We start from the raw sequence: 26,307 nt of genomic DNA on the forward strand, positions 1-26,307 counted from the left end.
CGGGCGCCGCTACCAGCGCGGGGTGGTGACGCCGACGCCGTCGGCCCACTCGAACACCTGCCGGCCGTCGATCCACACGCGGTTCGCGCGGCTCGTCGCGTCGAGCGGATCGCCGGACCAGAGCACGAGGTCCGCGTCGTACCCGGCCTCGAGCCGGCCGACGCGGTCCCCGAACCCGAGGAACGTCGCCGGGTTCGTCGTGAGCGCTTCGAGCGCCGTCTGACGCGGGAGTCCGTCCCGCACGGCCATGGTCGCCTGGGTGACGAGCATGGCGATCGGGACGACGGGTGCGTCGGTCGTGATCGCCACCCGCACCCCGGCTGCGGCGAGCGCCGCGAGGTGCGGGATCCCGCGGTCCCGGAGCTCGACCTTCGACCGGCTCGTGAACAGCGGGCCGTAGATCACCGGGATGTCCTTCGCCGCCAGCACGTCGGCGATCTTGTGCGCCTCGGTGCCGTGGTTCACGACGAGGCGGTAGCCGAACTCCTCGGACAGGCGGATCGCGGTCGCGATGTCGTCGTGGCGGTGGGTGTGCTGGTCCCAGGCGAGCTCGCCGTCGAGCACGCGGGCGAGCGTCTCCTTCGTGAGGTCACGCTCGAACGGCTCGCCCTTCGACTCCGCTGCGGCGCGGGCCTTCCGGTAGTGGTCGGCGGCCGCGAACGCCTCTCGGATGACCTTCGCGACGCCGAGCCGTGTGGACGGTGTCTGGCCCTTGTCGCCGTAGACGCGCTTCGGGTTCTCGCCGAGGGCGCTCTTCACGCTGACGGCGTCGGAGATCAGCTGCTCGTCGATCGTGCGGCCGCCCCACGTCTTGATCGCGACGGACTGCCCGCCGATGGGGTTGCCCGAGCCCGGCTTCACGACGATGGCCGTGATGCCGCCGGACAGGGCGTCCCGGAAGCCCTCGTCGTCGATGTCCACGGCGTCGATCGCGCGGACGGCCGCCTGGTTCGGGCCGGTGAGCTCGTTCGTGTCGTTGCCGGCCGGGCCGTTCGCTTCCTCGTGGATGCCGACGTGCCCGTGCGCCTCGACGAAGCCGGGCAGGAGCCACGCGCCGGCGGCGTCCACCACGGGGACGCCGGGCGGCGGGACCACGTCGGGCCCGAGCGCGGTGATGCGACCGTCCTCGACGACGACCGCTCCGCCGTCGAACTCCGGAGAGGTGACGGGGACGACGTGGGCACCGGTGATCGCGAAGGAGTTCGTCATGTCGTCCACCGTATCGAGGGGATCCGACACGGAGCCGGAATGCGAAATACAGACCGTTGGCGCCCCGCGCTCGTTCGTGCCTACGGTTCTGGGAACAGGAGGCGGACATGGACCGGACCGGACACGATCGACTGGCAGAGGTGCCACGACACACCACGACCGAGCGACCCTGGCGAAGCGCGCTCCGGGGACCGCGGGCCGACCGGATGACGACGTCCGTCACGGCGTCGGTCCCACCCCGGATCGCCGAGCTCGTGGTCGCGCCGCTGCCGGACGACCTCGCCCTGCTCGACCGCGCGGCCGATGCGCTCCGGACCCTGGACGACGACCACGGCGCCCGGCTCGCGCCACTCGCCGGCCTGCTCGCCCGCACCGAAGCGGTGGCGTCCTCCCGGATCGAGGACGAGCTCGCGGATCTCGACGACTACGCCCGCGCCGTCGTGGGCATCCGCGCGAACACGAGCGCCACCCTGATGGTCGCCGCGACCGCGGCCGTTCGTCGGCTGAGCGCGGACGCCGGGCGCGGCGCCATCACCGAGCGATCGATCCTCGCCGCACACCACGAGCTCATGCGGGACGACCCGGTGGACGGCCGGGCTGCGGGCTCCTACCGGACGGTGCAGAACTGGATCGGCGGTGGCAGCACCCCGCGGCTCGCGACCTACGTCCCGCCGCCTCCGGAGCTCGTCAGCGACGCGATGGCCGACCTGCTCGCGTTCCTCGCCCGCGATGACGTGCACCCCATCGCACAGGCAGCGATCGCGCACGCCCAGTTCGAGTCGATCCACCCCTTCACCGACGGCAACGGGCGGATCGGCCGGGCGCTGATGGGCGCAGTCTTCCGCCGGCGCGGGCTGACGACCACGTTGACGGCACCGGTCGCGACGGCGTTGGTCGCCGACCGGGCGCGGTACTTCGACCACCTGGTGCGGTACCGCTTCGGGTCCGTGCACGACTTCGTCGCCGACCTGGCGATCGCGGTCGGCACCGCCTGCGACGAAGCATCGGTCACGGCGCTGCTCCTCGGCGAGCACACGTCGGACGACGGCGGGGACGGCCTGCTCGACGACCCGGTCCTCACCGAGGACCGGGCGCTCGAACTCGCTGCGGCGGCCGGCGTGACGACCGACGACCACGTCGACCGTCTCATCCGTGCCGGCGTCATCCGTCCGGTGACCACCCGACGCCGCAACCGCGCGTGGCTGGTCACCGGCGTCGCGACAGAGCTCGACGCGTTCGCCGAGCGGGTGCGCGCAGCGGTGCTGCGCGGGGAGCCGTACGGGGATGCGGCCTAGGCTGGACCGGTGAGCAGCGAGCACGAAGCGACCACCCCGCCGACCGCCGAGAAGCGTCCGGTGACCCGAACGCACCACGACATCGACTTCGTCGACGACTACGAGTGGCTGCGTGACAAGGAGTCCCCGGACACCATCGCGTACCTCGAAGCGGAGAACGCCCACACCGAGGCGTCGACGAAGCACCTCGCCGCACTGCGGGAGCGCATCTTCGGGGAGGTCAAGGGCCGCGTGCAGGAGACCGACCTCTCCGTTCCGGTGCGCATGGGCGAGTGGTGGTACTTCACCCGCACCAGCGAAGGCAGCCAGTACGGGGTCCAGTGCCGCGCACCGATCAGCGGCCCGGACGACTGGACACCGCCGACGCTCGACGACGGCGCGGCGACGCTCCCCGGCGAGCAGGTCGTCCTCGACGGCAACGCACTCGCCGACGGCCACGACTTCTTCTCGCTCGGCTCCTACGACATCACCGACGACGGCACCCGGCTGGTGTACGGCGTCGACGTCGCCGGTGACGAGCGGTACACCCTGCACATCCGTGACCTCACCACCGGCAACGACCTCCCCGACGTGGTCGAGAACACCGGCTCCGGTGCCACGTTCGACCCCTCCGGCCGGTTCGTGTTCTACCCGACGGTGGACGAGTCCTGGCGCCCGGACCGGATCTGGCGGCACACGGTCGGCACCGCGGCGACGGAGGACGTCGTCGTGTTCGACGAGCCGGACGACCGCTACTGGGTCGGTGTCGGCGTGACCCGGTCCTCGCAGTACATCGTCATCGAGCTGGGCTCGAAGATCACCTCCGAAGCGTGGATCCTCGACGCGGCCGACCCCACCGGTGAGTTCCAGGTCGTCTGGCCCCGCCGGGACGGCGTCGAGTACGAGATCGAGCACGCCATCGTCGGTGGCAGCGACCGGCTGCTCATCCTGCACAACGACGGCGCCGAGAACTTCGAGCTCGTGGACGTCCCCGCCGACGACCCGACCTCCGAGACCGACCGCCGCATCGTCGTCGCGCACCACACCGAGCGCCGCATCGAGTCGGTGGACGCGTTCGCCGGGCACCTCGCGCTCGAGTACCGGGCCGAGGCGCTCCCCCGCGTCGCGATCATCCCGATCGACGGTGACGGCTACGGCGACGCGAACGAGGTCCACTTCGACGAGGCGCTGTTCTCCGCCGGCCTCGGCGGCAACCCGGAGTGGGAGCAGCCCACGCTCCGCATCGGGTTCACCTCGTTCGTCACGCCGTCGGAAGTGAGCGACCTCGACCTCGCGACGGGCGAGGTCACGGTGCTGAAGCGCCAGCCCGTGCTCGGCGGCTACGACCCGGCCGACTACGTGCAGGAGCGGGACTGGGCCACGGCGGAGGACGGCACCCGCGTGCCGGTCTCCCTCGTCTGGCGCCGTGACGCCGTCGATGCCGACGCACCGTCACCGCTGCACCTGTACGGGTACGGCTCGTACGAGCACTCCATCGACCCGGGCTTCAGCGTGATGCGCCTGTCGCTGCTCGACCGCGGCGTCGTGTTCGCGGTCGCGCACGTCCGCGGCGGCGGCGAGATGGGCCGGCACTGGTACGAGAACGGCAAGACCCTCACGAAGAAGAACACCTTCACGGACTTCGTCGCGGTCGCCGACCACCTCATCGCCACCGGCCGCACCACCGCGAACCGGCTCGTGGCCGAGGGCGGCAGCGCCGGCGGACTCCTGATGGGCGCCGTCGCGAACATCGCCCCCGACCGGTTCGCGGGCATCGTGGCGGCAGTCCCCTTCGTCGACGCGCTGACGAGCATCCTCGACCCGGACCTGCCCCTCACGGTCATCGAGTGGGACGAGTGGGGCGACCCCCTGCACGACGCCGAGGTCTACCGGTACATGAGCGAGTACACGCCGTACGAGAACGTGCGCGACGACGTCCGGTACCCCGCGATCCTCGCCGTCACGTCGATCAACGACACCCGGGTGCTCTACGTCGAGCCGGCGAAGTGGACCGCCAAGCTGCGGGAGGTCGGGGCGCCCGTGCTCCTGAAGACCGAGATGGCTGCCGGCCACGGTGGTGTCAGCGGCCGGTACGCATCGTGGCGGGAGCGGGCCTTCGAGCTCGCGTGGATCCTCGACACGCTCGGGCTGGCCGAGGTCTCCCCCGCGGCGGCCACGGCAGCCCCGATCGCCGCCGGCTGAGCCGGGCCAGGCCCGGGCCCGGCCTGGCCCGGGCGGGCGGGCGCGGTCGAGTGCGCAGAAATGGGCTCCCAGCACCCCTTCGCGCGCATCGTCTGCGCACTCGATCGACCGGCGACCCGCGCCCGCGGCCCGGGGCCCCGCCGTCACACGCGGTTGAGCGCGTGCACCGCCTCGTCGTAGGACTCCTCGGCGAGACGCACGCGGTCCCCCGCGAGCACCCCGTACCCGAACGTGCCCTCGCCACCACGCTCCGCGATCCCGGCGTTCGTCCGCAGCGCGTCGAGCGCGTACAGGGACCGCACCCGCTCGGTGAGCACGTCCGCCGCGGTCCCGATGCGCTTCCAGAGCGCGTGCGGGAACGCGTCGTCCCCGAGCACGTCCATCGCGAGCCGCGCCCGCATCGTGCCCTGCCACGCACGCTCGGTGGCCTCGCGATCGGCGGTCTCGCGCTCGGCGGCCGTGTCCGAGGTGTCGTCGGCGACGGCGTCGCGGACGAGCTCCCGCACGTGCGGCTTCACCGTCGCGGAGACGTCCTGCGCGACCTTCTTCGGCGACCGCAGCGCCCACTCCGTCGGCGCGGGACGCTCGACCGCGTCGTCGAGGGCGTCGAGCAGCTCCAGGAACGGCTCGCCGTGCAGGGCCGCTACGACGTCGCGCACGGCCTGGTCGCGCCGTTCGCGCGTGGCCGCGAGGATCCGCTCACGCGTCATCGCGTCGACGAGTGCGTCCTGCGCCGGGGTCGAGGCACGCGGCAGCCGCTCGATCAGGTACTCGGCGAGGGCGGCGCGAGCGGTGACCCCGGCGAGGTCGTCCGCCGCTGCCGCTGCACGGTCCACTGCTTCGGTCGTGGGGAACGCCGGACGGTACGCACCGAGGATCGCGGCGATCTCGAGGGTGGTCGCGGCCGTCTGCCGGAGTTCCGCGTTCTCACCGGACCGCAGCCGGGCCTCCTGGCCGAGCAGCGCGGAGCGCAGCTTCCGGAGTCGCTTCGTGAGGATCCGTGCGGTCGTGCCCTTCTCGGGTCGGTCGACCGTCTGGAGGCGCGGTGCCGGTGCTCCTGCCAGCCCACGTGCCAGCTTGGACGCGACGGCGGCGGGGCCGGCCCCCACGGCCTGGAAGCGGCCGTCCAGCGATGCGAAGAACTCGTGGGCGATCTGCGGGTCGACGCCCTCGACCGTCTCCACCTCGACCTCGCGCCAGGTGCGCGGGTCGGCGGGGGCGTCGTCGTCGAGGCGCTGCGCGCTGACGCGGTCGTCGGCGAGCTCGGCGATCTGGTCGCCGTCCTCGTCGAGGAGCCTGGTGACGGTCCGGGTCGTGGTGATCCGGACGACGGGGCGGAGGCCACGGCCGCGGCGTTCGGTGAACAGCGCGGCGAGGACGTCCACCGGCACGGTGTCCGGGTCGTCGGTCAGCGGGAAGTGCTGCTCGTGCCGGACCGTGTCCGACTCGGCGCGCTTGATGTGCCACCCGGCGTCGGGTCCACCGGTCCGGCGCCGCACGGTCACCCGGGAGGCGACGAGGTCGTACCGCTCGGTGTCCCAGTAGGTGGCGTCGAGCTCGAAGGGCTCCTGGCGGTCGAGTTGCAGGATCCCTCCGGCGCCGATCAGGTCGGGGAGGTCGGCCCCGTCGGGCAGGTCGTACGTGCGCTCGATCTCGAGGTGCGTGTCCGTCACACGCTCTTGTCTACCAGGCCGTGCGGGGAGCTCCGAACCACGCGGGTTAGCCTGAGCGCATGAGCGAGACGATCACCCGCGACGCGTTCGTGCCGGAGGCCGGCGCCGTCACGATGTTCACGACCACCTGGTGCGGCTACTGCGCCCGCCTGAAGAACCAGATGTCGAAGGCCGGCGTGCCCTTCCGGGAGGTCGACATCGAAGCGACCCCCGGCACCGCCGAGCTCGTCGCCGAGGTCAACGGCGGCAACCAGACCGTGCCGACCCTGGTGTTCCCGGACGGCAGCACCGCGACGAACCCGTCCCTCGCCGAGGTGCAGTCCCGCATCTGACGCGGCGGCGCCCGCGGGACGCCGACGCCGGCGCCCGGCCATTGCACAACAGAAAGCAGTCCGCACCACGCGATCACGTGGTGCGGACTGCTTTTGGTTGTGCGGGAGCGAACGGCACCGGGCACCGGCGCGGGCGCCGGCGCAGCACGCCGGCGCCGGCGCGGCCGCCGGGTCAGCCGCCGAGCGCCTCCGTCAGCATCGCCGCCATCGCGTCGAGCTGGATGTCGCCGGAGTCGACGAGTTCCTCGTCGGAGCCGTCGAGCGCACGCGCTGCCAGCCCGGCCTTGGAGTCGATGAGCTCCGCGATCTTCGTGTCGATCGTCTGCGCGGCGATGATCCGCCACGCGGTGACGGGCTCTTCCTGCCCGATGCGGTGCACGCGGTCGATCGCCTGCGTCTGCTCGGCGCTCGTCCACGACAGCTCGGCCAGGACGACGTTGGACGCCACCTGCAGGTTGAGGCCGACGCCCGCCGCGGTCAGCGAGCAGACGATGACGGCCACGTCCGGGTCGTTCACGAACGAGTCGATCTCGGCGGTGCGCTGTGCGGGCGTCTGGTCGCCGCGGACCGTCGCGGTGCGGAGGCCCCGGCGTGCGAAGACCTCTTCCGCCTGGTCCATCACGTCGAGGTGCTTCGCGAAGAACACGACCTTGCCGACGTTCGAGGCGAGCTGCGCGGCGTAGTCCGCCGCGAGCTGGGCCTTGGCGCGGCCGATGCGCCGGACCATCGAGAACACGTTCTCGCCGGTCGACGATGCGTCCTGGTCCTCGAGCTCCCAGCGGGCGACCTGCCGGACGAGCCGGTGGTCGATGCCCTCGACCGGGTCCTGCCCGGTGCGGGCGTCGAGCGCCTGGTGGTAGCGCTTGACCAGCTTCGCGGTGAGCTCGCGCTCGGCGTCGCGGATCGAGCGGCCCTCTTCGCCGTCGAGCTCGACGGGGATGTCGGCGATCCGACGGGCGGGGATGTCCGCCGCGACGTCGACCTTGCGGCGTCGGACGATGCCCATGTCGATCACGGCGCGCCGGGCCTCGACGAAGAAGCCCTGGTCGGCCGGGGTGAGCCCGATGTCCTCGAGCTCGTTCATGAGCTTCGCACGGGGCTTCTTGTCGTCGATCCAGCCGAGGTACTCCCAGATGGTGCGGAAGTCCTCGACGGAGTTGATCAGCGGGGTACCGGTCAGCGCCATCAGGAGCGGCGACGAGGACCGCGAGCGGATCTTCTCCGCGAGCTGCAGCACGAACTTCGATCGCTGCGAGTCCTTGTTCTTGATGAAGTGCGCCTCGTCGACGACCATGCCCTTGAACCCGAAGGCACCGAGCCAGCCGAAGTGCCGGTCGAGGATCTCGTAGTTCACGATGACGATGTCGGCGAACCCGTCGAGGTCGTCCCCGTCGCCGTGGATCACGGTCGCGCGGCGGTTCGGCACCCAGCGCTCGGCTTCCCGTGCCCAGTTCGTCTTGACGACGTTCGGGACCACGACGAGCAGCGGGTACGCGCCGGCGGCCTCGGCGGCGAGCAGCGACTGCGCCGTCTTGCCGAGTCCGGGCTCGTCGGCGAGCAGGAACGTCCGGTGCCCCTGTGCGGCCGCCGCGACGAGCTCCGCCTGGTGCTGCATGAGGTTGGTGCCGGACAGCGTGCTGAGCGTCGACGGGTCGGGCAGCGGCATCGTCGCCGCGCCACCACCGGCGCCGTACTCGAACGACTTGAACAGCGGGCCGAAGAGCTCCCAGTTCGCCAGGCGCCGCGGGTGTGCGACGGGCTGGTCCGCGAGCGCGAAGTCCGGCGGCAGGAACGGGTTCGCGAGCTGCCGCTGCACGACGGCCTGCGGGACGACCGCGCGTTCCTGCGTGGCGGCGACCGGTGCGGGCTCGGCTGCGATGACGAGGTCCTGCGGCTGCATCTCCATGCCGCCGGCGATCATCATGTCCCGCTTGACGGTGCGCGTCGCCTCGGAGACGGACGCTTCCTCGGCGAGCAGCTGGATCACGCTGGTGTCGCGCGCCGCCGTCTTCGCGAGGATCTGCGCCACACCGTCGAGCCGCTTCATCTGCTCGGCGCGCTGCGCGTCGGTGAGCTCCGTGTCGGCCTTCACCCGGGCGCGTTCCTCGCGCATGAGCAGGGCGACCGCCTGGAACTTCGTGCGGTTCGTCGTCTTCAGCGGTCCGCGTTGCGCGGCCGCCTCGACCTCGCGCACGGCGCGGGCGAGCACCGGGATGACACCGTCGTTGTCGAGCGGCCGGGTCCGGCGCGACGCGGTCCGCGTCCCACCGGCTGCACGCCGCGTGCCTGATCGAGCCAAGGCTCCTCCTGTTCCACCCCGCGACCGGGGCGAGCCGCCCGTGCGGGCGGAAGTCTCGTCGGTGCGTCCGTCGCACCGTTCGCCGGCGGCGGGCCACCGTGGCCCGCCGATCCCCGCGACGTGGTGTGCGACCGTTCGCATCGGAGACACCCGGGTGGTGTCCGTGGCCGATGCCGTGGTCTGCGCGGAGGATCCGGCGCCGTCGCACGCACGCGATGCTCGGGACTGTGTCGTCCCAGGGCGGTCGCGGACCCGGTGCTCGCGTCCTTCAAGTGAACGACTGTCGTGTCCGGAATCGACGCGACGCGCGAGCACGCGGTGCGTGCGCGCCCAGTTTACTCCCGGACCACCGACGGAGGCGAGTCGGCGCACCCCGCGCGAGTCGAGCCTCCCGTCCGGTCCGTGGGTTGCTCCGTGTATGGGTTGCCGAAACGCGCGTTGGTGGTCCTTCCTTCCGGCCCCCGACGCGCGATCCCGCTTTCCAGCGCGCGTGGCATGGGCTGGAACGGACGCCTCAGACGCGCGGTGCGGACCGCGGACGGGCCGCTGGGTCGGACGGGAGGCTCGGTGCCGGTTCCACGAGCGCGGCACGTGTCGCCGCCAGCAGCTGTTCCGCGGTGGCGATCCCGTTCGCGGAGCCGGTGGTGGCCTGGCCACCGGCGTGCGCCAGCAGCTGGGCGCCGATCGCCGGTCCGAGGCGCTCGGTCTCAGCCGGGTTGCGAGCCGCCCAGTCCCGGGCGATCGCGTCGGCGAGCCGCTCCGCGGCGGCCCCACGGTCCGCATCGCCGCGGGACCGGTGCCAGAGTCCGGTCACCACCAGGTGCGCGACGACCGCTCCGATGTCCCGGACGGGGTAGCCCCAGCCGGCGGTGTCGATGTCGAGGAGCCCGGAGATGCGCCACGGCTCGGCCTCGTCGACGAAGACCTGCTCGAGGTGCAGGTCCCCGTGCACGACCTGCTTCGTCGCCGCGGCCCACCCGATCGACCGGCGGCCGATCGCGTCGTAGAGCTCGTCGATCTGCTGCGCGTCCTGCGGGAGCGCGGCGACGAGCGTCTTCCGGTGCCAGTCCGCGTGGTCCATCGCGTCCGCGCGGGCCTGCCGCGTCATCGGGACCGTCGCGATGCGCCCCGTGAGCGCCGCGAGCGAGGCGACGAACCGCGGGTCGTCGGCGATCTCGAGGATGCGGCTGCCCGCCGGCACGCCGCGGATCCGCTCGAGGACGAGCAGCCCGTCCCCACGGCTCGACAGCACGCGCGGCACCGGGAGCCCGGCGGCGACGAACTGCTCGTGGGTCTTCACGATCGGCGCGACCCGGTGCGGACGGACGACCTTGAGGAACAGGGTCCCCTCCGGCGCGTCCACACGGACGACCGCGCGCTTGCCCGGCCGGTACGCCGCGACCGTCAGGGTCGGGTTCGTGACGGGCATGCCGAGGGTGGTGAGGAGCTCGGCGACCGCGTCACGGTAGGTGACCTGCGGCAGCACCGGCAGGCCCGGGTCGTTCGGGTACGCCCACACCGAGACCGGCTCGTGCGTCGCCGGGTCGGTGACGAGCGCGCTGTTCTGGTCGTGGGTCCCGCCGGTGTCCACGTAGGTCAGGACGGTGGCGCGCTGGCCGTTCCGGTCGACGGTGTCGACCTCGTACCCGTAGAGGTAGCCGTTGCCCGACGGTTCCACCGAGTGGGCGCGTGCGGCCACGACGGTGGTCCCGGAGCCGACGAAGGCCTCCGGGATGACTCGCTCGTGATTCGGCCACACGACACCAGTCAACCGTGTCCACGGGCTTTCGTCGCCTTCGTGCACGGCTCGGCGTGCGTCCGGTGGCTAGCGTTGACGACGTGAACCCGGTCGCGCGCCTCCGCAGTTCGAGCCGCACGCCGTTGCTGCAGGTCGTGAAGACCGCGGTGGCGGTCGTGGCGGCCGTGCTGCTGTGCCAGGTGGTGATCAACGGGCCGTTCCCGACCTTCGCGGCGATCGCCGCGCTGCTGGTCGTGCAGCCGAGCATCAACCAGTCGTTCGTGAAGGGGCTCGAGCGGAGCGCCGGGGTCGTCCTCGGGGTGCTGCTCGCGACCGGGCTGCACTTCCTGCTCGGCGACTCGGTGTGGGTCGTGCTGCTCGTCATCGTCGTCGCGATCCTCATCGCGTGGGCGCTCCGCCTCACCCCGACCTCCGCGACGCAGGTCGGCATCAGCGGGATGCTCGTCCTCACCGCCGGGGTCGTCACCCCGAACTACTCGGCGGACCGGATCCTCGAGACCGTGCTCGGCGCCGCAGTGGCGCTCGTCGTGAACGCCGTGATCGTCCCGCCGGTGCTGCTCCGGCCCGCGCACCTCGCCGTCGCGCGGCTCGCCCGGGACACCGCGGTGGCCTTCGAGCGGGTCGCGATCGGCCTCACCGAGGGGTGGGACCACGACCGCTGGCACGACGCCCTCGTCCGCGCCAGGGCCCTGCGGCAGCAGCATGCGAAGGCGGAGGCGGCGCTCACCTCGGCGCAGGAGTCCCTCACCATGAACCCCCGCGGCGGGCGGCACCGGACGATCCTCGAGCGGGACGTCGTCGTCGCGGAGCACCTGCGGGTCCTCGTGACGCGGGTCACGGGCATGACGCGGGCGATCCGGGACAACACCGCGCCGGACCTCCGGGCTGATCCGATGGTGGGGCGGATCGCGACGGAGGTGGCTCGTATCGGGGCGGACCTGCGGGCGCTCGGGGCGCGGGTGGAGGCGCCGGCGAACGGTGGTCCCGGCGTCCTGGACGCGGGTCCCGGCCCCGGGCCGGATGCCGGCGCGGGTCCGGGGTCGGGTTCGGGTTCGGGTCTCGACGCCGAGCCCGCGCTCACCGCGCCGCTCGAGGTCATCCGGCCGAACTCACGGCACTGGATCCTGATCGGCGCGCTGCTCGAGGACATCCGGCGCGTCCGTGAGGAGCTGCTCGGCGAGGACGACTGACGCGCGGCTCCCCCGCCGCCCGCGCGCGCTGCTCCTTCGGTGCGTGTTCCTCCGCCGTTGCGCGTTCCCCCGCCCCTGCGCGTACGTCCGCCGCTGCGCGATCCTTCCCACACCGCACGCTGTGGAAAGTGGTTCCGCGCGTGGGAGGTCCTTTCTTCGGGCCCCCTACGCGCGATTCGACTGCCGACGCACGATTCGACTCGCCTGCCACGGGCAGGCGCAGGCGCGCGCGGGCGCAGGCGCGCACGGGCCAGAGCAGGCGCGCGCGGTCAGGCGCAGGCGGAGGCGGGGGCGGCCGCCGCGGCCTCGGCAGCCGTGCCGATGATCTCGCCCCAGATCGTCCGGGTCGGGACCGCGGGGTCCGAGGTGACCACGTCCGCATCCGCGAACCGTGCGATCTCGGCGACCACGGCCTCCTGTCCGGCCTCGCGCGCGGCGCGGCTGGCGACGTCCGGGACGGCCGCGCGGAGTTCGGCGACGATCCGGTCGCGGCGGTCACGGTCCATCTGTCCCAGGGCGCCGATGCCCTTCCACGCGGCGTCGAGTTCGGCGCGCAGGCGGATGATGGCCGGGTGGTCCGGCTGGTCGTTCATGGGTCCCCCAGAGACAGGACGTTCTGTCGGGTACAGCGTCCGGCCGGGAGCCTATCAACGAAGCAAGCAGTGCTCATGTCCCTAGATCACGGGCCACGGGCGGTGCGCCCGGGCGCGTCCGACGTGCCGAGCCAGCCGCGCTCGCTGTGACGAGATTCAGTCAGGATGCCCGTCGGTGCACCCTCCGGGCGTGGTTCGATGCCACGATGGGTCGCAGGAGGTCCACTATGCGGTTGTTGGTGGTCGAGGACGACGACGAGATGCGCGCGCTCATGGAGCGCGGACTCGCGGCCGAGGGGTACCGCGTCACCGCGGTCGAGAACGGTGTCGAGGCGCTCATCGCGCTCGGAGAACAGGCGTTCGACCTCGCGGTCGTCGACGTGATGATGCCCGGCATGTCCGGCTTCGAGCTCGCCCGGCGGATCCGCGAGCGTGAGGACCCCGTTCGCATCCTGCTCGTCACCGCGCGCGACGCCGTCGACGACCGGGTCTTCGGGCTCGACGCCGGTGCGGACGACTACCTCACGAAGCCCTTCGCCTTCGCCGAACTCACCGCCCGCCTGCGTGCACTCGGCCGGCGCGAGGCCACCGGTGCCCCCCGCACGATCGAGGTCGGGGACGTCTCCATCGACTCCGAAGCCCGCCGGGTCTCGATCCAGGGTCAGCGCGTCGCCGTCAGCCCGACCGAGTTCGCGCTCCTCCGGCTGCTCGCCCGCTCCGTCGGCACCGTCGTCGACCGTCCCAAGATCCTCGAAGAGGTCTGGGACGGGTCGCAGCACGTCGACCCCAACGTCGTGGAGCAGTACATCTCGTACCTCCGCAAGAAGCTGACGGCGCACGACGCGACCGTCGCCATCGCCACCGTGCGTGGCCGGGGCTACCGCCTCGACCTGCTCGGCTCCTGACGCCGGGGCCCGTCGTACCGATGCGCTTCTTCAGGCCGCTCCGGCTGCTCTCGCTCCGGTCGCGGATCACGATCGGGTCGACGGCGATCGCCGCGGTCGTCATCGTGCTGCTCGTCCTGGTGATGCGGTTCCAGGTCGTGAGCGTCGTCGCGTCGGCCACCAGGACCCTGCTCGACGCCGATGCCGACCCGTACGTCGCGACGCTCGAGGTCGACAGCGACCCGGACCTGTCGCCGCCCGGCAACGCGCAGCTCGTCGCGGTGGTCTCCCCCGCCGGCGACATCGTGCTCTCCACGATGCCGACCCGGGTCGAGCGGGCACTCGGCAGCCTGACGACGACCTCGGCCGGCACGAGCGTCATCGACGTGTCCGGCTCCCAGTACCGCGTCGTCGTGGAGCACCCGGTGAACGGTGCCGGTCGCTGGACGGTGGTGGCCGCCCGCAACTCGCAGGCCGAGGCGATCGTCGTCGACGACCTCACCACGACCCTCTCGATCACCGGCCTGGCCATCCTGGTCGCGTTCGGCATCGCGTCGTGGGTCCTGGCGACCGCCGCGCTCCGCCCCGTGAACCGGATGCGCCGCGAGGCTGAGCGCCTCTCCGTCGCACCCGAGCGCGCCGAACTGCCCGTCGGACCGGCCCAGGACGAGCTGGCGTCCCTTGCGACCACCCTCAACGCGTTCCTCGCCAGGACCCGCCAGGCGACGGAGCGGGAACGCCAGATGGTCTCCGACGCCAGCCACGAGCTCCGCACACCCCTGGCGATCCTCACCACCCAGCTCGACCTGGCATCGCTCGACGCCGACGACGCCGCAGCCCTCGCCGGCCACATCGAACGAGCGAAGAACAACGTGGCGCGCCTGTCCCGCCTGGCGAACGACCTGCTCACGCTGTCACGCATCGAGGAGTCCGAACGGCGCTCCGAAGACGGCGACCAGCGGCCGCTCACCGCGTGGTCGGACCTCGGTGACGAGGTGATGGCCGCCGTCGACCGCGTCCGGCTCATCGCGAGCGCGAAGGACATCACCGTCGACTTCGACCTCGAGCCGCCCGTCGCCGTCGGCGGTTCCGGTCCGGGCATCGGCGGCGGGACCGTCGAGCCGCGGTACCGGCTCGACACCGGTGGCATGGCACAGCTCGTGACGAACATCGCCGGCAACGCCGTCGCCGCGCTGCCTCGGGGCGGCGGGATCCTGGTGACGTGGCGGACGGCCGGGAACGCCGGGGAGCTGCAGGTCACCGACGACGGCCCCGGGGTGCCGGAGTCGTTCGTGCCCGTCGCGTTCGACCGCTTCACCCGGCCCGACGAGGCCCGGAAGTCGCGACCGAACCCCGACCCGGCGACCGGCGGGATCCCGGTGCCGGGTGGCTCCGGCCTCGGGCTCGCGATCGTGCGGGCGGTCGCGGAACGCGCGGGAGGCACGGCGTCCCTCCGCAACGTCCGCTCCGGTGGCCTCGAGGTCACCGTGCGCATCCCCGAGGCGCAGTAGCGCTGGCACGCGCCGCCCGCCGCGCTCACTGGAAGTCCCGGGAGCGGGTCCGGACGGACAGGGACAGGTGCTCGATGCGGTCCGCGACCACGTTCACCACGCCGTCCGGCGACCGCTCGAGGATCCCCCGCACGATCACCGCCGGCGACTCGCGCGCCACCCGCCGGTAGCGCCCCCACACCCCGACACTGCAGATCACGTTCACCAGACCGGTCTCGTCCTCGACGTTCATGAACGTGATGCCCGACGCCGTCGCCGGTCGCTGGCGGTGCGTCACGATGCCGCCGACCTCGATCCGCCGCCCGGTCTCCGCCGTCGCGAGGTCCCCCACGCTCAACACCCGCTTCGCGACGAGCCGGCCCCGCACGTGGCGCACCGGGTGGTCATCCGTCGTCATGCCCGTCGACCACATGTCCGCGATGAGGACGTCGCCGCTGGTCATCTGCCCGAACAGCGGCGGCTGCACGACCACCTGCGTGTCCGGGAGCTGGTCGGCCCGTTCCGCAGCTGCCTGCGCGGCGGACCACATGCCGCCGCGGCGGTCCACACCGAACGGCGCGAACGCATCGGCGGCGGCGAGTGCCTCGAGCTGCGCCGTCGTCAGGCCGACCCGGCGGGCGAGGTCGGACATGTCCACGAACGGGCCGTTCGCGTCGCGCTCGGCGACGATCCGCTCGGCGCTCTTCCGGCCGAGGGACGCGACCTCGGCAAGGCCGAGGCGGACCGCGAAGGCCCCGTCGCGACGGTGCCGGGCGGTGTCGTCGGGCAGCGCCTTGTCGAAGGGCAGCACGGGGTCCTGCTCGGTGGCGAGACAGGCGTCGTCCCCGAACCCGTGTCCGTGCCCGTCCGCGTGCCCGTCCGCGACGGGATCGGCACCGGCAGGCGCCCCGGCCGGTTCGAGCGTCGCGTCCACGCCGGAACGCAGGATGTCCGGCCGGAGCACCGTCACCCCGTGCCGCCGGGCGTCGGCGACGAGCGTCTGCGGCGAGTAGAAGCCCATCGGCTGCGCCCGGAGCAGCGCCGCGAGGAACGCCCCCGGGTAGTGCAACCGCATCCACGCGCTGGCGTAGACGATGAGCGCGAAGCTGATCGAGTGGCTCTCCGCGAAGCCGAAGTTCGCGAACGCCTGGATCTTCGCGTAGATCGCGTCCGCGTCCTCGCCGTGGATGCCGTTGTCGGCCATCCCCGCGTAGAGCTTGTCCCGGAGCCGGTCGATCTTCTCGTGACCGCGCTTGGACCCCATCGCCCGCCGGAGCAGGTCGGCGTCGTCGCCGGAGCAGTTGCCGACCGCGATCGCCATCTGCATGAGCTGCTCCTGGAACAGGGGCACCCCGAGGGTCCGTTCGAGCACGGGTTCGAGCGACGGGTGCATGTACGTGATCGGCTCTTCGCCGGTGCGCCGACGGATGTACGGGTGCACCGCGCCACCCTGGATCGGCCCCGGGCGGACCAGCGCCACCTCGATCACGAGGTCGTAGAACCGCCGCGGGAGCAGCCGGGGCAGCGTGCCCATCTGCGCGCGCGACTCCACCTGGAACACCCCGATCGTGTCCGCCCGGCAGAGCTGGTCGTAGACGCCCTGTTCCTCCTTCGGGATGGAGTGCATCTCCCAGCGCTCCCCGCAGTGCTCCGCGGCGAGGTCGAAGGAGTACTGCAGCGCCGCGAGCATCCCGAGCCCGAGCATGTCGAACTTCACGAGCCCCATGTAGGCGCAGTCGTCCTTGTCCCACTGCAGCACGGTGCGGCCGTCCATCCGGGCGTGCTCGATCGGCACGACTTCCCCCACGGGGCGGTCGGTGAGCACCATGCCGCCGGAGTGGATGCCGAGGTGCCGCGGGAAGCCGAGGACGTCGCTGGCGAGCCCGACGACACCCGCCGGGATGTCGTGGTCCTCGCTCTCGGTCACGGAGCCCCACCGCTCGACCTGCTTCGACCAGGCGTCCTGCTGCCCGGGGCTGTGGCCGAGCGCCTTCGCCATGTCCCGCACGGCGCCCTTCGGCCGGTAGGTGATGACGTTCGCGACCTGTGCGGCGTTGTACCGGCCGTACTTGTCGTAGACGTACTGGATCACTTCTTCCCGCCGGTCGGAGTCGAAGTCGACGTCGATGTCGGGTTCTTCGTCGCGCATCGCGGAGAGGAACCGCTCGAACGGCAGCCCGTACCGGATCGAGTCCACCGCGGTGATCTCCAGCAGGTAGCAGACCGCCGAGTTCGCCGCGGACCCCCGGCCCTGGCAGAGGATCCCCCGCCCGCGGGCGTACTGCACCATGTCCCGCACGATGAGGAAGTACCCGGGGAAGTTCTTCTCCTGGATCACCGACAGTTCGCGTTCGATGCGCTCCCGCTTGTGTGGGTCGACGCCGTCGGCGCTGCCCGGGTACAGCCGTCGCGCACCGTCCCAGGTGAGTTCGCGCAGCCACGACATCGCGGTGTGCCCGTCCGGCACGTCGAGGTCGGGCAACCCGGGCTTGACGGTCTTCAGCTGGAACCCGAGCTCGTCGGCGAGCGTGACGGTGTGCTCGATCGCCCCCGGGTACCGCGCGAACCGCCGTGCCATCTCGGCGCCGGAGCGCAGGTGCGCGGTGTCCGCCGCCGGCAACCAGCCGTCGATCTCGTCGAGGCTCCGCCTGGCCCGGACCGCGGCCAGCGCCGTCGCCACCGGGAACCGGTCCGGGGTGGCGTAGTGCACGTTCCCCGTCGCCACGACCGGCAGCGTGTGCTGCGCCGCGAGGGCCGCGAGGACGTCGTTCCGGGCGCTGTCGAGCGGATCACCGTGGTCGAGCAGCTCGACGATGACGTTCCCGGTGCCGAAGCGGTCGAGCAGCGCGCGGAGGGCGGTCTCCGCCGCGGACTCCCCGCCCTGCTCGAGGGCACGGCGGACGGTACCCTTCCGACACCCCGTGAGCACCCGCCAGTGTCCGCCCGCCCGTGCGGCGAGGTCGTCGAGGTCGTACCGCGGCCGGCCCTTCTCGGACCCGGCGGCGAGGTGCGCGCTCGTCACCGCCCCCGCGAGCCGGTGGTAGCCGTCCTGGCCGTCGGCGAGCAGGAGCAGGTGCGAGCCCTCGGGGTCGGGGACGCCGTTCTGTGGCTCCGTCAGCCCGAGGGAGAGCTCGGTGCCGTAGACCGTGCCCACGCTCGGGTAGGCCTCTGCCACCTCTGCCATCCGGGCGGCACCGTAGAAGCCGTCGTGGTCGGTGAGCGCGAGGGAGTGCAGCCGCAGCCGTGCCGCTTCTTCGAACAGGTGCTCCGGCTGGCTGGCGCCGTCGAGGAAGCTGAAGGTCGAGTGCGCGTGCAGCTCGGCGTACGGGACCACCGGCCCGGTGTCACCGTCCGGCAGTCCTGCGGGCTGGTACGGCGCACGCTTCCGCGACCACGCCGGACTGTCACCGCCGTCGCCGTCCGTCGCCGTCCCCGGGCTCCGCTTGTCGGAGAGGGCACGCTCGAACTGGGACCACGGGATGGGTGGGTTGCTGTAGCCCATCAGGCTGCTCCGTTCACGTCGCCACGGCTTCCGCCCACCACCGGTGGTCCGCGAGCACCAGGTACCAGGCCCGCCCGTCGGCGTCGACGAGCTGCAGGCGGTGCAGTCGTCGGCCGCCGGCATCCCACCACCGCACGACGAGGGGCCACGGGCCCGCCCACGCCGTGACCGCGGCGAACCGGCCGCCACGGTCACCATCGGCGCGGAACCGCTCCGGCGCCCCGGAGAGCACCCCGCGGTCGTCGACGTCCACGCTGCCGCCGTCCCCGGCGACGACGTCCACCGGCCGCGGGCGTTCGAGCACCGTGGCCGGCGGCGGCCCCGGGAGCTTGCCGGGCCACGGGCGGTCGCGCACCGCGGCGAGGTCGGCGGGTGGGGCGTCACCCCACGGCACGAGCACCATCCGCTCGGACAGCGTGCGTCCGCCGCCGATGCGCGGGGTCACGACGCCGTCGTGGCCGACCATGCCCTGCACCCGGGCGAGACCGTGGTGCACGCGTTCGTCCGGCCCCGAGCCCCAGAGCCCGCGCTCGTGGTTCGCCATGTCGTCGACCGCGACGGGCTCGAGCACGACCGAGGTCACCGGCGCTTCGAGGCCGGTCGGGTCGACCCCGCCGGCGAGCTGCCAGCGCACCCGGTCGACCACGTCGGCGGCGTCGAACCAGCGCGGGTGCGTCCAGGTGCGTTCGAGCAGGATGTCCCGCTCGTCGACGATCCCCACCCGGATGCTCGTCGCGACGAGCCCCGCGGCACGGAGCCGTGCGGCGAAGTCGTCGGCCGAGCGGCGGAACGCGAACGCGATCTGGTCGGCACGGTCGAGTGGCGGCTCGAAGGAGGCTTCGATCCGGAGTTCCGGCGGCACGTCGCGCGCGGAGATCTCCCGCGGGTCGCGTCCGCTCGCCAGCCGGTGCAGGAACGCCCCGGCGACGCCGAACCGGTCACGGACCTGTTCGTCGCCGAGCGCGGCGAACTGCCCCAGCGTGACGATGCCGAGGCGGTCGAGCACCGATGCGAGGTCGGGGTCCCCGAGCACCCCGAGCGGCAGCCGCGCGAGGAAGTCCGCCGAGCCCGACACCGGCACGATGCGCACCCGCTCCCCCGGGCGCACCGGCCGGGCACGTGCTGCCTGCTCCGCCGCGAACGGGGTGTCCGCCACCCCGGCCCGCACTTCCGGGGCGCCGTGGTCGGCGGCGATCCCTGCGAGGGTCGCCGCGGCGGCGCGTTCACCGCCGTAGTACCGCGCCGGCCCCCTGGACCGCAGCGCGAGGGTGCCGGGCCGCACGACTTCGACCCCGGGGACCGCGGCTTCCACCGCGCGGATGACCGGCTCGAACGCCCGGTGGTCGAGGGCGTCGTCGTAGGGCTGCACGACGAGTCCCGGGCAGCGTGCCTGGGCTTCCCGGACGCGGAGCCCGCGGGCGACGCCGTCCTGCCGCGCGGACGCCGAGCACGCGAACACCAGCCCCTTCACGATCAGGGCGAACGGCTGTTCCGGCGGCGCACCGGCGGCCCGGGCCGCGGCGATCACCGGCCAGTCCGGGCACCAGAGCACGATGGTCCGGGTGGGCGGTGGCTCGGGCAGCGCACCGCCCCGGGCGACCGCGTCCGCACGGACGCGCCCCGACGCGATCACGACGCCACCGCCACGGGACGGAGGTCCCTGCGGAACCCGTGGCCGTCGCCCGGCAGCTGGACCGGCACCGGCGACGCTGCCCGGACCGCGCCGTCCGCAGCGGGCAGCAGCAGCTCGGCGGTCGTCGGGCGCACCGCACCGGCACGTCCGGTCGCCGTCACGGTCGCCCGACGCTCGGTCAGGTGCCCGTGTCCCTGCCCGATCCCGCTCCACTCCGACGCGGTGACCCGCAGCGTGACGTCGGCCCCCGGCCAGGAGCCGAGCGCCACGAGGGCACCGCCGCGCTGCCGCAGCCGGGCCGAGAGCCGTGCGACGTCGCCGGGGACGACCCGGCCGAGGGGCCGGGTGAGGACGATCTGGGCGACGTCGGCCATCGCCGCCGTCACCGCGAGCCACTGGTCGCCCGGGTCCGGCACCAGCACGAGCCGCTCGAGGTCGATGCCGGCCGCCGCCGCGGCTTCCACCCCGAAGGACGGCACCCCGACCACCGCGCACCACGCCCCCGCCGCCGAGGCCGCCTGCAGCATGGTCATCGCGAGCAGCACGGACTCCGGGACGGCGTAGGTGCCCCCGACGCGGATCGCGCCACCGGGCAGCAGGGGTTCCAGCGCGGGCGCCGTGGGGAGCCCGGCGGTGTCCACCCGGGTCGACTCCATGTCGGCGACCCGGGAGCGCAGCGACGTGATCCGGTCGAGCGCAGCACGGGCGTCACCGATGTGGTCGGTACCGGCAGCGCGCGCACCGGGTGTCCGCCCGACCCGATCCGGGCCGGACGACCGGAGTGCCGTCGCCGTCTGCATCCCCTCATATTCGAACATGTGTTCGATGATGTCAATCGGCACCGACATCGCGTGGACAACCGGGTCGAACACCCGTTCGATCCACAGGTCACCAGCGGGCGACGGCCCCCAGACTGCCGAGCACCGAGCGCGTCTTCGTCTCGACCTCGGTCGCCTCGTCCGCCGGCACCGACGACCACGTCACTGCCCCACCGGCCCCGAGCGTCCGCGAACGGACCACGGCACCAGCACCAGCACCAGCATCAGCATCAGCATCAGCATCAGGCCCGACCACCGTCACCAGTGTGCGGATCACCACCGACAGATCGACCGCCCCGCTCGCCGAGAAGTACCCGATCACCCCCGAGTAGACCCCGCGCGGTGCCCCCTCGAGCCGGTCCGCGATCGCCATCGCACTGATCTTCGGCGCTCCCGTCATCGACCCCGGCGGGAACGCCGCCCGCACGACGTCGGCACGGGAGACCCCCGGCGGCAGCGACGCACCGATCGTCGACACCATCTGGTGCACGCTCGCGTAGGTCTCCACGTCGCACAGCCGGTCGACGTGCACCGATCCGGGCACCGCCGTCCGGAGCAGGTCGTTCCGCAGCAGGTCGACGATCATCACGTTCTCCGCGCGGTCCTTGACGCTCGCCGCGAGTTCGTCCCGGACCGCCGCGTCAGCCGCAGCGTCGGCGAGTCGTCGCCTGGTCCCCTTGATCGGTTCGGCGAGGACGGACCCGTCCGCGTCGATCCGCAGGAACCGCTCCGGCGACCGGCTCGCCACGCGGAGCGGTCCGAGCCGCAGGTACGCACCGAACGGGACGGGGTCCGTCGCGCGCATCCGCAGGTACTCGTCGAGCTGCGGGTCCGCACCGGGGCCGACCCGAGCCTCCCGTCCGGTGCCGGGGAGGGCGAAGGCGGTGGTGAGGCAGACCTGGAACGCGTTGCCGTCGCGGATCTCCGCACGGCACGCGTCGACCGCGGACTCGTGGGCGGCTCGCGTGACGCGTCCGGTCGCCTCCACGCCGGACGGGAGGCTCGGGGACACGTCGCGGACGTCGGTGGCCGCTGCCAGGGTGGCCACCGAGTCGAGCCACGCCCGGTTCGCGGACGACGCGTCCGGTTCCGTGTCCACCACGAGCGCCAGCGCCCACGACGCCCCGTCGTCACGGACCACGACGGCCCGGTCGACGAACCGCACGTCGGCGTCCGCGTGGCCGTCGGCGGTCCGGTCGGGGCCGCCGGACTCCCGACCGAGTTCGTACCCGAGGAACCCGACCCAGCCGAGTGCGAACCCGAGCCCCTCGATCGGTCCGTCCAGTGCCGGGGTGGCGGCGAGGAGCTCGGCGAGCACGGTGAAGGCCGGTTCGTCCGCAGCACGACTCGCGCCGAACCATGCCCGTGCGGGCATGGACACGTCCAGGACGGCTCGCCGGTCCTCGTGCCGGAACCGGGCCGCGAACGGGCCGTCGCACGGTGTGAGGATCGACCACCGGGCCCGCGCGTGCGCAGCCGACGGAGCACCGTGCGGCACGGCCGAGTCGAGCCAGACGAACTCGTCCCGTTGCGCTCGTGCGAGCCGGCGCAGGTCGATCCCGTCCAGCCGGCGGGACTCGATCCGCGGGGTCAGACCGCCTGGATCGTCCACGATGCGGGGAACGAGGCACCCGGGTCGAGCACGACGAGTCCACGCTCGGCACCCGCGTTGAAGGCGTCTGGGGCGCACGTCATCGGCTCGACCGCGAGCCCGGCGCGGTGGTACTCCGGCACGACGTGGTCGGCGGTGTGGACCTGCGCCCAGGCGCATTCGTCGCCGAAGACCATCCGGACACCGTGACCGTCGGCCGCGGTGAGGGTGATCGCCGCGGTGCCGTCCGCGCGGTCGAAGCCGGTGAACGCATGGTCGATGAACCGCGCACCGATCAGCGTCGGCGTGCGGAGGTCGAACTCGTCGTGCACGGGCACGAGCGCCGTGGGGACCAGCCGGTCCTCGGTGACCTCGAGCACCTCGGCCGCAGGCAGGGTCAGCGTCCAGTCGTCCACGGTCCCGGCGCCGGCGGAGAGGTACGGGTGCGGGCCGGTCCCCCACGGAGCCGGCCGGTCCCCGGTGTTCGTGCCGGTGACCGTCGTGTGCAGCCCCTGCTCGTCGACGCGGTACTCCACGCGCACGACCACACGGAACGGGTATCCCTCCTGCGCCGCGATCGTCGTCGTCAGGACGACACGGTCCGGCGCGACGGACTCGACGTCGAAGTCGGTCCAGCCGACGAGCCCGTGCAGGGCGTGGGAGCGCTTCGGTTCGGTGAGCGCGAGCTCGTGGTCCTGGCCGTCGAACGTGTAGCGACCGTCGACGACGCGGTTCGGCCACGGGGCGAGGACGGCGCCGCGGAACACCGGGCGGACCTCGTCGGCGGCGAACGGCACGACGAGGTCACGGTCCTGGTGCTGCAGGCTCCGGAGCGTGGCCCCGACGGTCGCGATCTCGGCCGTGTAGCCGGCCGCGGCGATGGTCAGTTGCGTTCCGGACAGCGGGGCGTCGTTGCTCATGCGCTCAGCGTAGCGAACCGCTCGAATCGATCGGCGGACACGGAAAAGCCCCGCCCTTCCGGAGAAGAGCGGGGCTTCGTTGGTGGATCTGAGGGGACTCGAACCCCTGACCCCCTGCATGCCATGCAGGTGCGCTACCAGCTGCGCCACAGACCCAGGTCGTTGCTGCTTTCGCGACTCCGGCTTCCCGGAGGCACCATAGAAGCGTACACCATCGCCGACCCGGGGAACGAAATCGAACCCGCACCCCGGGCGCGTCGGGGCTTACGCCGAGTGCTCGGCTGCGGCCGCCGCAGCAGCGACGTCGAGCGGGATGGTCGGGCAGTCCGACCAGAGGCGCTCGAGCGAGTAGTACTGGCGGTCTTCTTCGTGGAAGACGTGCACGACGACGTCACCGAAGTCGATGAGGACCCAGCGGCCTTCGCTCCGACCTTCACGACGGAGGGTCTTCGCGCCCGCCTGGAGCATGCGGTCCTCGACCTCGTCGGCGATGGCCATCACGTTGCGCTCGTTGCGCCCCGTGGCGAGCAGGAACACGTCGGTGAGCTGCAGGGGGCCGGTCACGTCGAGGGCGACGAGGTCTTCGGCCTGCTTGGCGTCGGCCGCACCAGCGGCGACCTGCACGAGTTCCAGTGCGCGTGTGGAGGCGGTCACGGAGTCCTTCCGGTTGTCATCCAGCACGGTGCCGGATCGGACACGATCATAAGCCACGCCACCGACGGCGGCGAGGGCGGGGCGCGACGGGGAGTCGGCCCCTCGGGAGAGCGGGGTCAGCCGCCGAAGAAGTTCGTCGACACCAGGGCGACGACGATCACGGCGGCCGCGGCGACGCAGACGCTGCCGACGGTCACGGCGAGCACGACGGGTACACGCGATTCCTTCGGCTTCGCGGCGGCGAGCACCACCTGCCGGGTCGAGGTGTGGCTCGACACGGCACGACTGGCACGCACGGGGCTGGCGTCGGTCTCGGGCTGCTCGTCGTGCTGCTCGAGGAGGCGGTCGACCTCGGCGCCGTCGATCGGCCGGTGCGACCCGGTCGAGGACAGCGAGGCGGGCAGGTCGATCGATCCGGTGAGGATGACCTCGCCGGTGGCGTTCAGCGCGCCCGTGGGGTCGGCCAGGGCGGAGTTCGGCAGGATGATCGCGTTCGTCCGGGTCTCGGCGATCCGGCGCGTGCCGGTCTCCTCGTCGTGGACCTCGGTGTCGTGCGAGTCGTGCGCCTGCGTGGACCAGTGCCCCACCGGCGGTTCGAAGGCGGTCGTCAGCGGCTTCGGCTCGGGCGTGCGGCGGAACGCGACACCGGGAGCGTCGTCCGCCGGCTGCGGGGCGCTCTGGACGGGGACCTCGTTGGTGTCGTCGTCCTCGGCGTCGAGCGAGAGCGGGAACACCCCGGGGGTGGCTGCGGCAGCGGCGGTCGGAGCCGGCGGGACCGTGGCGATCGGCGCAACGTCAGCAGGCGCTGCGTCGACCGGCGCTTCGTCGGCAGGCGCTGCGTCGGCCGGTGCGGCATCGGCCGGTGCGGCATCGTTCGTCGCAGGTTCTGCAACGGGGGTCGGCTGCTCGACGGCGGACTGGTCGTCTGCGGACTGGGGCGCCCACGTCGAACGGTGCCGGCGCGGTTCCTCGGCGTGCGCGGCTGCTTCCTCGAGCGGCTCGAGCGCATCCGGTGACCCGTCGGCGGAGGTCGCCTGTTCGACCGCGGCCTCGTCGAGCCGTGTGGTCTCGGGGGTGGGTTCCTGCCAGTCCGACGGCGCGGCGTGCGGCTCGGGAGCGGACACCGGCGCACCGGATGCGGGCGACCCGACCGATGCGGCAGCGGGCCCGGCAGCAGGCGCAGGCGCGGGCGTGCTCGGACCGGCGAACCCGGACGGGGCGGTCGGCGGGGTGGTCTGCTCGTCGTCGTCCTCCAGCGACGCGACGGTCCCGAGGACGTCCTGCACGGTGCGGTCCGAGGACTGCGGCGTGGGGTTCTGGAGCGGGACCGGTCGGACACCCTGCCCCTCGGCCTCGCGCATCTGCCGGATCTGGCGACGGGTGAGTCCACCGGTGCCCGGGACGATCTCGGTCGCGGATGCCGGCGGCTGCTCGGGCACACCACCGGCGGGGAACTGCACCGGCACGGACCCGGGCGCGGATGCGATCGGCGCAGCGGACTGCGCCGGCGCGGGTGCAGCCGGCGCGACGTGCGAACCGGGTCGGCGACGAGCGCCGGGCTCCGGGGTGGTGGAGGGGACGGTCGGCGGCGGGGTCACGGGCTGCGCGCCGCCCGAGGCGGCGCGCTCGCGCTCGCGCGCCTGACGCCGCGACAGTGGCGGCTGCGCGTCGGACGGACTCATGCAACGCTCCGATACAGATGGTGCTTGGTGATGTACTGGACGACACCGTCGGGGACCAAGTACCACACGGGATTCCCGCGTTTCACCCGGTCGCGGCAGTCGGTCGACGATATGGCCAGCGCGGGGACTTCGAGCAAGCTTACGTCGCGCTCGGGCAATCCGGTGATGCTCAAGTTGTGCCCTGGGCGGGTCACGGCGACGAAGTGCGCGAGGTCCCAGAGGCCATCATGGTCTTTCCAGTCGACAATCTGCTGGACAGCGTCTGCGCCGGAGATGAAGACGAGCTGTGCGTCGGGGCGCTGATCGTGCAGGTCCCGGAGCGTGTCCACCGTGTAGGTCGGGCCGGGACGGTCGATGTCCACGCGGCTGACGGTGAACATCGGGTTCGATGCGGTCGCGATGACCGTCATCAGGTAGCGGTGCTCCGCGTCGGTCACACCGGACTTCATGTACGGCTGTCCGGTGGGGACGAAGACCACTTCGTCGAGGTCGAACGACTTCGCGACTTCGGACGCGGCCACGAGGTGACCGTGGTGGATGGGGTCGAACGTCCCGCCCATCACACCGATGCGCGGTCGCCCCGAGCTCTCGAGCATCGAGCA

Annotated in this window: 19 protein-coding genes and 1 tRNA gene; 6 read left to right on the top strand and 14 right to left on the bottom strand. The window is 72.7% G+C overall.

Annotation, left to right across the window (positions count from 1 at the left end; all coding sequences use genetic code 11):
* Positions 1–9 precede the first annotated feature (9 nt).
* A complete protein-coding gene (locus EDF24_RS10690) occupies positions 10–1,209 on the bottom strand; it encodes an amidohydrolase (protein WP_123703461.1) in 1,200 nt (399 codons plus the stop codon).
* Positions 1,210–1,415: 206 nt separating this feature from the next.
* Here EDF24_RS10690 and EDF24_RS10695 point away from each other — a divergent pair, with 206 nt between their 5' ends.
* Both EDF24_RS10695 and EDF24_RS10700 read left to right on the top strand, forming a co-directional pair.
* A complete protein-coding gene (locus EDF24_RS10695; protein ID WP_260233417.1) occupies positions 1,416–2,504 on the top strand; it encodes a Fic family protein in 1,089 nt (362 codons plus the stop codon).
* Between the two features lie 9 nt (positions 2,505–2,513).
* Positions 2,514–4,685 (top strand): S9 family peptidase, encoded by a 2,172-nt coding sequence (locus EDF24_RS10700; protein ID WP_123702810.1) that lies wholly within the window; start codon positions 2,514–2,516, stop codon positions 4,683–4,685.
* A gap of 143 nt (positions 4,686–4,828) precedes the next feature.
* On the opposite strand, the gene EDF24_RS10705 is transcribed toward EDF24_RS10700, so the two are convergent.
* The gene (locus tag EDF24_RS10705) at positions 4,829–6,358 is read right to left on the bottom strand and encodes a CYTH domain-containing protein (protein WP_123702812.1); all 1,530 of its coding nucleotides are present in this window, start codon (positions 6,356–6,358) and stop codon (positions 4,829–4,831) included.
* A gap of 59 nt (positions 6,359–6,417) precedes the next feature.
* On the opposite strand from EDF24_RS10705, the gene EDF24_RS10710 reads away from it, so the two are divergent.
* On the top strand, positions 6,418–6,690 hold the full coding sequence (locus tag EDF24_RS10710) for a mycoredoxin (RefSeq protein ID WP_123653932.1): 273 nt from the start codon (positions 6,418–6,420) through the stop codon (positions 6,688–6,690).
* Between the two features lie 172 nt (positions 6,691–6,862).
* Here the strand turns inward: EDF24_RS10710 and EDF24_RS10715 are convergent, their stop codons facing one another.
* Complete coding sequence (locus tag EDF24_RS10715; RefSeq protein ID WP_123702814.1) at positions 6,863–8,989, bottom strand: DEAD/DEAH box helicase; 2,127 nt, start codon at positions 8,987–8,989, stop codon at positions 6,863–6,865.
* A gap of 514 nt (positions 8,990–9,503) precedes the next feature.
* Entirely contained in the window at positions 9,504–10,748 is a 1,245-nt protein-coding gene (locus EDF24_RS10720; RefSeq protein ID WP_123702816.1) for an aminoglycoside phosphotransferase family protein, read from the bottom strand.
* 80 nt (positions 10,749–10,828) lie between these two features.
* Between EDF24_RS10720 and EDF24_RS10725 the strand changes: the two genes are divergently transcribed.
* Complete coding sequence (locus EDF24_RS10725; protein WP_123702818.1) at positions 10,829–11,938, top strand: aromatic acid exporter family protein; 1,110 nt, start codon at positions 10,829–10,831, stop codon at positions 11,936–11,938.
* Positions 11,939–12,207: 269 nt separating this feature from the next.
* Here the strand turns inward: EDF24_RS10725 and EDF24_RS10730 are convergent, their stop codons facing one another.
* The gene (locus EDF24_RS10730; protein ID WP_123653936.1) at positions 12,208–12,531 is read right to left on the bottom strand and encodes a hypothetical protein; all 324 of its coding nucleotides are present in this window, start codon (positions 12,529–12,531) and stop codon (positions 12,208–12,210) included.
* A gap of 227 nt (positions 12,532–12,758) precedes the next feature.
* On the opposite strand from EDF24_RS10730, the gene EDF24_RS10735 reads away from it, so the two are divergent.
* Positions 12,759–13,436: a response regulator transcription factor gene (locus EDF24_RS10735; protein WP_123653937.1), complete on the top strand. Its 678-nt coding sequence runs from the start codon at positions 12,759–12,761 to the stop codon at positions 13,434–13,436.
* Positions 13,437–13,456: 20 nt separating this feature from the next.
* Positions 13,457–14,926 (top strand): HAMP domain-containing sensor histidine kinase, encoded by a 1,470-nt coding sequence (locus tag EDF24_RS10740; protein ID WP_123702820.1) that lies wholly within the window; start codon positions 13,457–13,459, stop codon positions 14,924–14,926.
* 25 nt (positions 14,927–14,951) lie between these two features.
* Here the strand turns inward: EDF24_RS10740 and EDF24_RS10745 are convergent, their stop codons facing one another.
* From EDF24_RS10745 to nadD, 9 genes are all read right to left on the bottom strand, one after another.
* On the bottom strand, positions 14,952–18,407 hold the full coding sequence (locus tag EDF24_RS10745; protein ID WP_123702823.1) for an error-prone DNA polymerase: 3,456 nt from the start codon (positions 18,405–18,407) through the stop codon (positions 14,952–14,954).
* A 13-nt stretch (positions 18,408–18,420) separates the two neighbouring features.
* The gene (locus tag EDF24_RS10750) at positions 18,421–20,040 is read right to left on the bottom strand and encodes a DNA polymerase Y family protein (protein ID WP_123702825.1); all 1,620 of its coding nucleotides are present in this window, start codon (positions 20,038–20,040) and stop codon (positions 18,421–18,423) included.
* Positions 20,037–20,858, bottom strand: a complete 822-nt coding sequence (locus EDF24_RS10755; RefSeq protein WP_260233418.1) for a hypothetical protein — start codon at positions 20,856–20,858, stop codon at positions 20,037–20,039. The genes EDF24_RS10750 and EDF24_RS10755 overlap by 4 nt, the downstream gene beginning before the upstream one ends.
* A 70-nt stretch (positions 20,859–20,928) precedes the next feature.
* Positions 20,929–22,470: an anthranilate synthase component I family protein gene (locus EDF24_RS10760; RefSeq protein WP_123702827.1), complete on the bottom strand. Its 1,542-nt coding sequence runs from the start codon at positions 22,468–22,470 to the stop codon at positions 20,929–20,931.
* A complete protein-coding gene (locus tag EDF24_RS10765; RefSeq protein WP_185021639.1) occupies positions 22,449–23,369 on the bottom strand; it encodes an aldose 1-epimerase family protein in 921 nt (306 codons plus the stop codon). Before EDF24_RS10765 ends, EDF24_RS10760 begins: the two co-directional genes overlap by 22 nt.
* Before the next feature lie 80 nt (positions 23,370–23,449).
* Positions 23,450–23,525, bottom strand: a tRNA-Ala gene (locus tag EDF24_RS10770).
* Between the two features lie 108 nt (positions 23,526–23,633).
* Positions 23,634–24,023, bottom strand: coding sequence for a ribosome silencing factor (gene rsfS, locus EDF24_RS10775; RefSeq protein WP_123703464.1), 390 nt, complete (start codon positions 24,021–24,023; stop codon positions 23,634–23,636).
* A 116-nt stretch (positions 24,024–24,139) separates the two neighbouring features.
* Positions 24,140–25,705, bottom strand: coding sequence for a hypothetical protein (locus EDF24_RS10780; RefSeq protein ID WP_123702831.1), 1,566 nt, complete (start codon positions 25,703–25,705; stop codon positions 24,140–24,142).
* Positions 25,702–26,301, bottom strand: coding sequence for a nicotinate-nucleotide adenylyltransferase (gene nadD / locus EDF24_RS10785; protein WP_123653945.1), 600 nt, complete (start codon positions 26,299–26,301; stop codon positions 25,702–25,704). Before nadD ends, EDF24_RS10780 begins: the two co-directional genes overlap by 4 nt.
* Positions 26,302–26,307 lie beyond the last annotated feature (6 nt).

This window comes from Curtobacterium sp. PhB130, from assembly GCF_003755165.1.
In the GTDB taxonomy this organism is placed as follows: Bacteria; Actinomycetota; Actinomycetes; order Actinomycetales; family Microbacteriaceae; genus Curtobacterium.

Excerpts from the sequence above, each read along its gene's own strand:
- EDF24_RS10690 (WP_123703461.1), bottom strand. The coding sequence starts at position 1,209 with ATGACGAACTCCTTCGCGATCACCGGTGCCCACGTCGTCCCCGTCACC.
- EDF24_RS10695 (WP_260233417.1), top strand. The coding sequence starts at position 1,416 with ATGACGACGTCCGTCACGGCGTCGGTCCCACCCCGGATCGCCGAGCTC.
- EDF24_RS10710 (WP_123653932.1), top strand. The coding sequence starts at position 6,418 with ATGAGCGAGACGATCACCCGCGACGCGTTCGTGCCGGAGGCCGGCGCC.
- EDF24_RS10730 (WP_123653936.1), bottom strand. The coding sequence starts at position 12,531 with ATGAACGACCAGCCGGACCACCCGGCCATCATCCGCCTGCGCGCCGAA.
- EDF24_RS10735 (WP_123653937.1), top strand. The coding sequence starts at position 12,759 with ATGCGGTTGTTGGTGGTCGAGGACGACGACGAGATGCGCGCGCTCATG.
- EDF24_RS10740 (WP_123702820.1), top strand. The coding sequence starts at position 13,457 with ATGCGCTTCTTCAGGCCGCTCCGGCTGCTCTCGCTCCGGTCGCGGATC.
- EDF24_RS10745 (WP_123702823.1), bottom strand. The coding sequence starts at position 18,407 with ATGGGCTACAGCAACCCACCCATCCCGTGGTCCCAGTTCGAGCGTGCC.
- EDF24_RS10755 (WP_260233418.1), bottom strand. The coding sequence starts at position 20,858 with ATGTTCGAATATGAGGGGATGCAGACGGCGACGGCACTCCGGTCGTCC.
- EDF24_RS10765 (WP_185021639.1), bottom strand. The coding sequence starts at position 23,369 with ATGAGCAACGACGCCCCGCTGTCCGGAACGCAACTGACCATCGCCGCG.
- EDF24_RS10780 (WP_123702831.1), bottom strand. The coding sequence starts at position 25,705 with ATGAGTCCGTCCGACGCGCAGCCGCCACTGTCGCGGCGTCAGGCGCGC.
- nadD (WP_123653945.1), bottom strand. The coding sequence starts at position 26,301 with ATGCTCGAGAGCTCGGGGCGACCGCGCATCGGTGTGATGGGCGGGACG.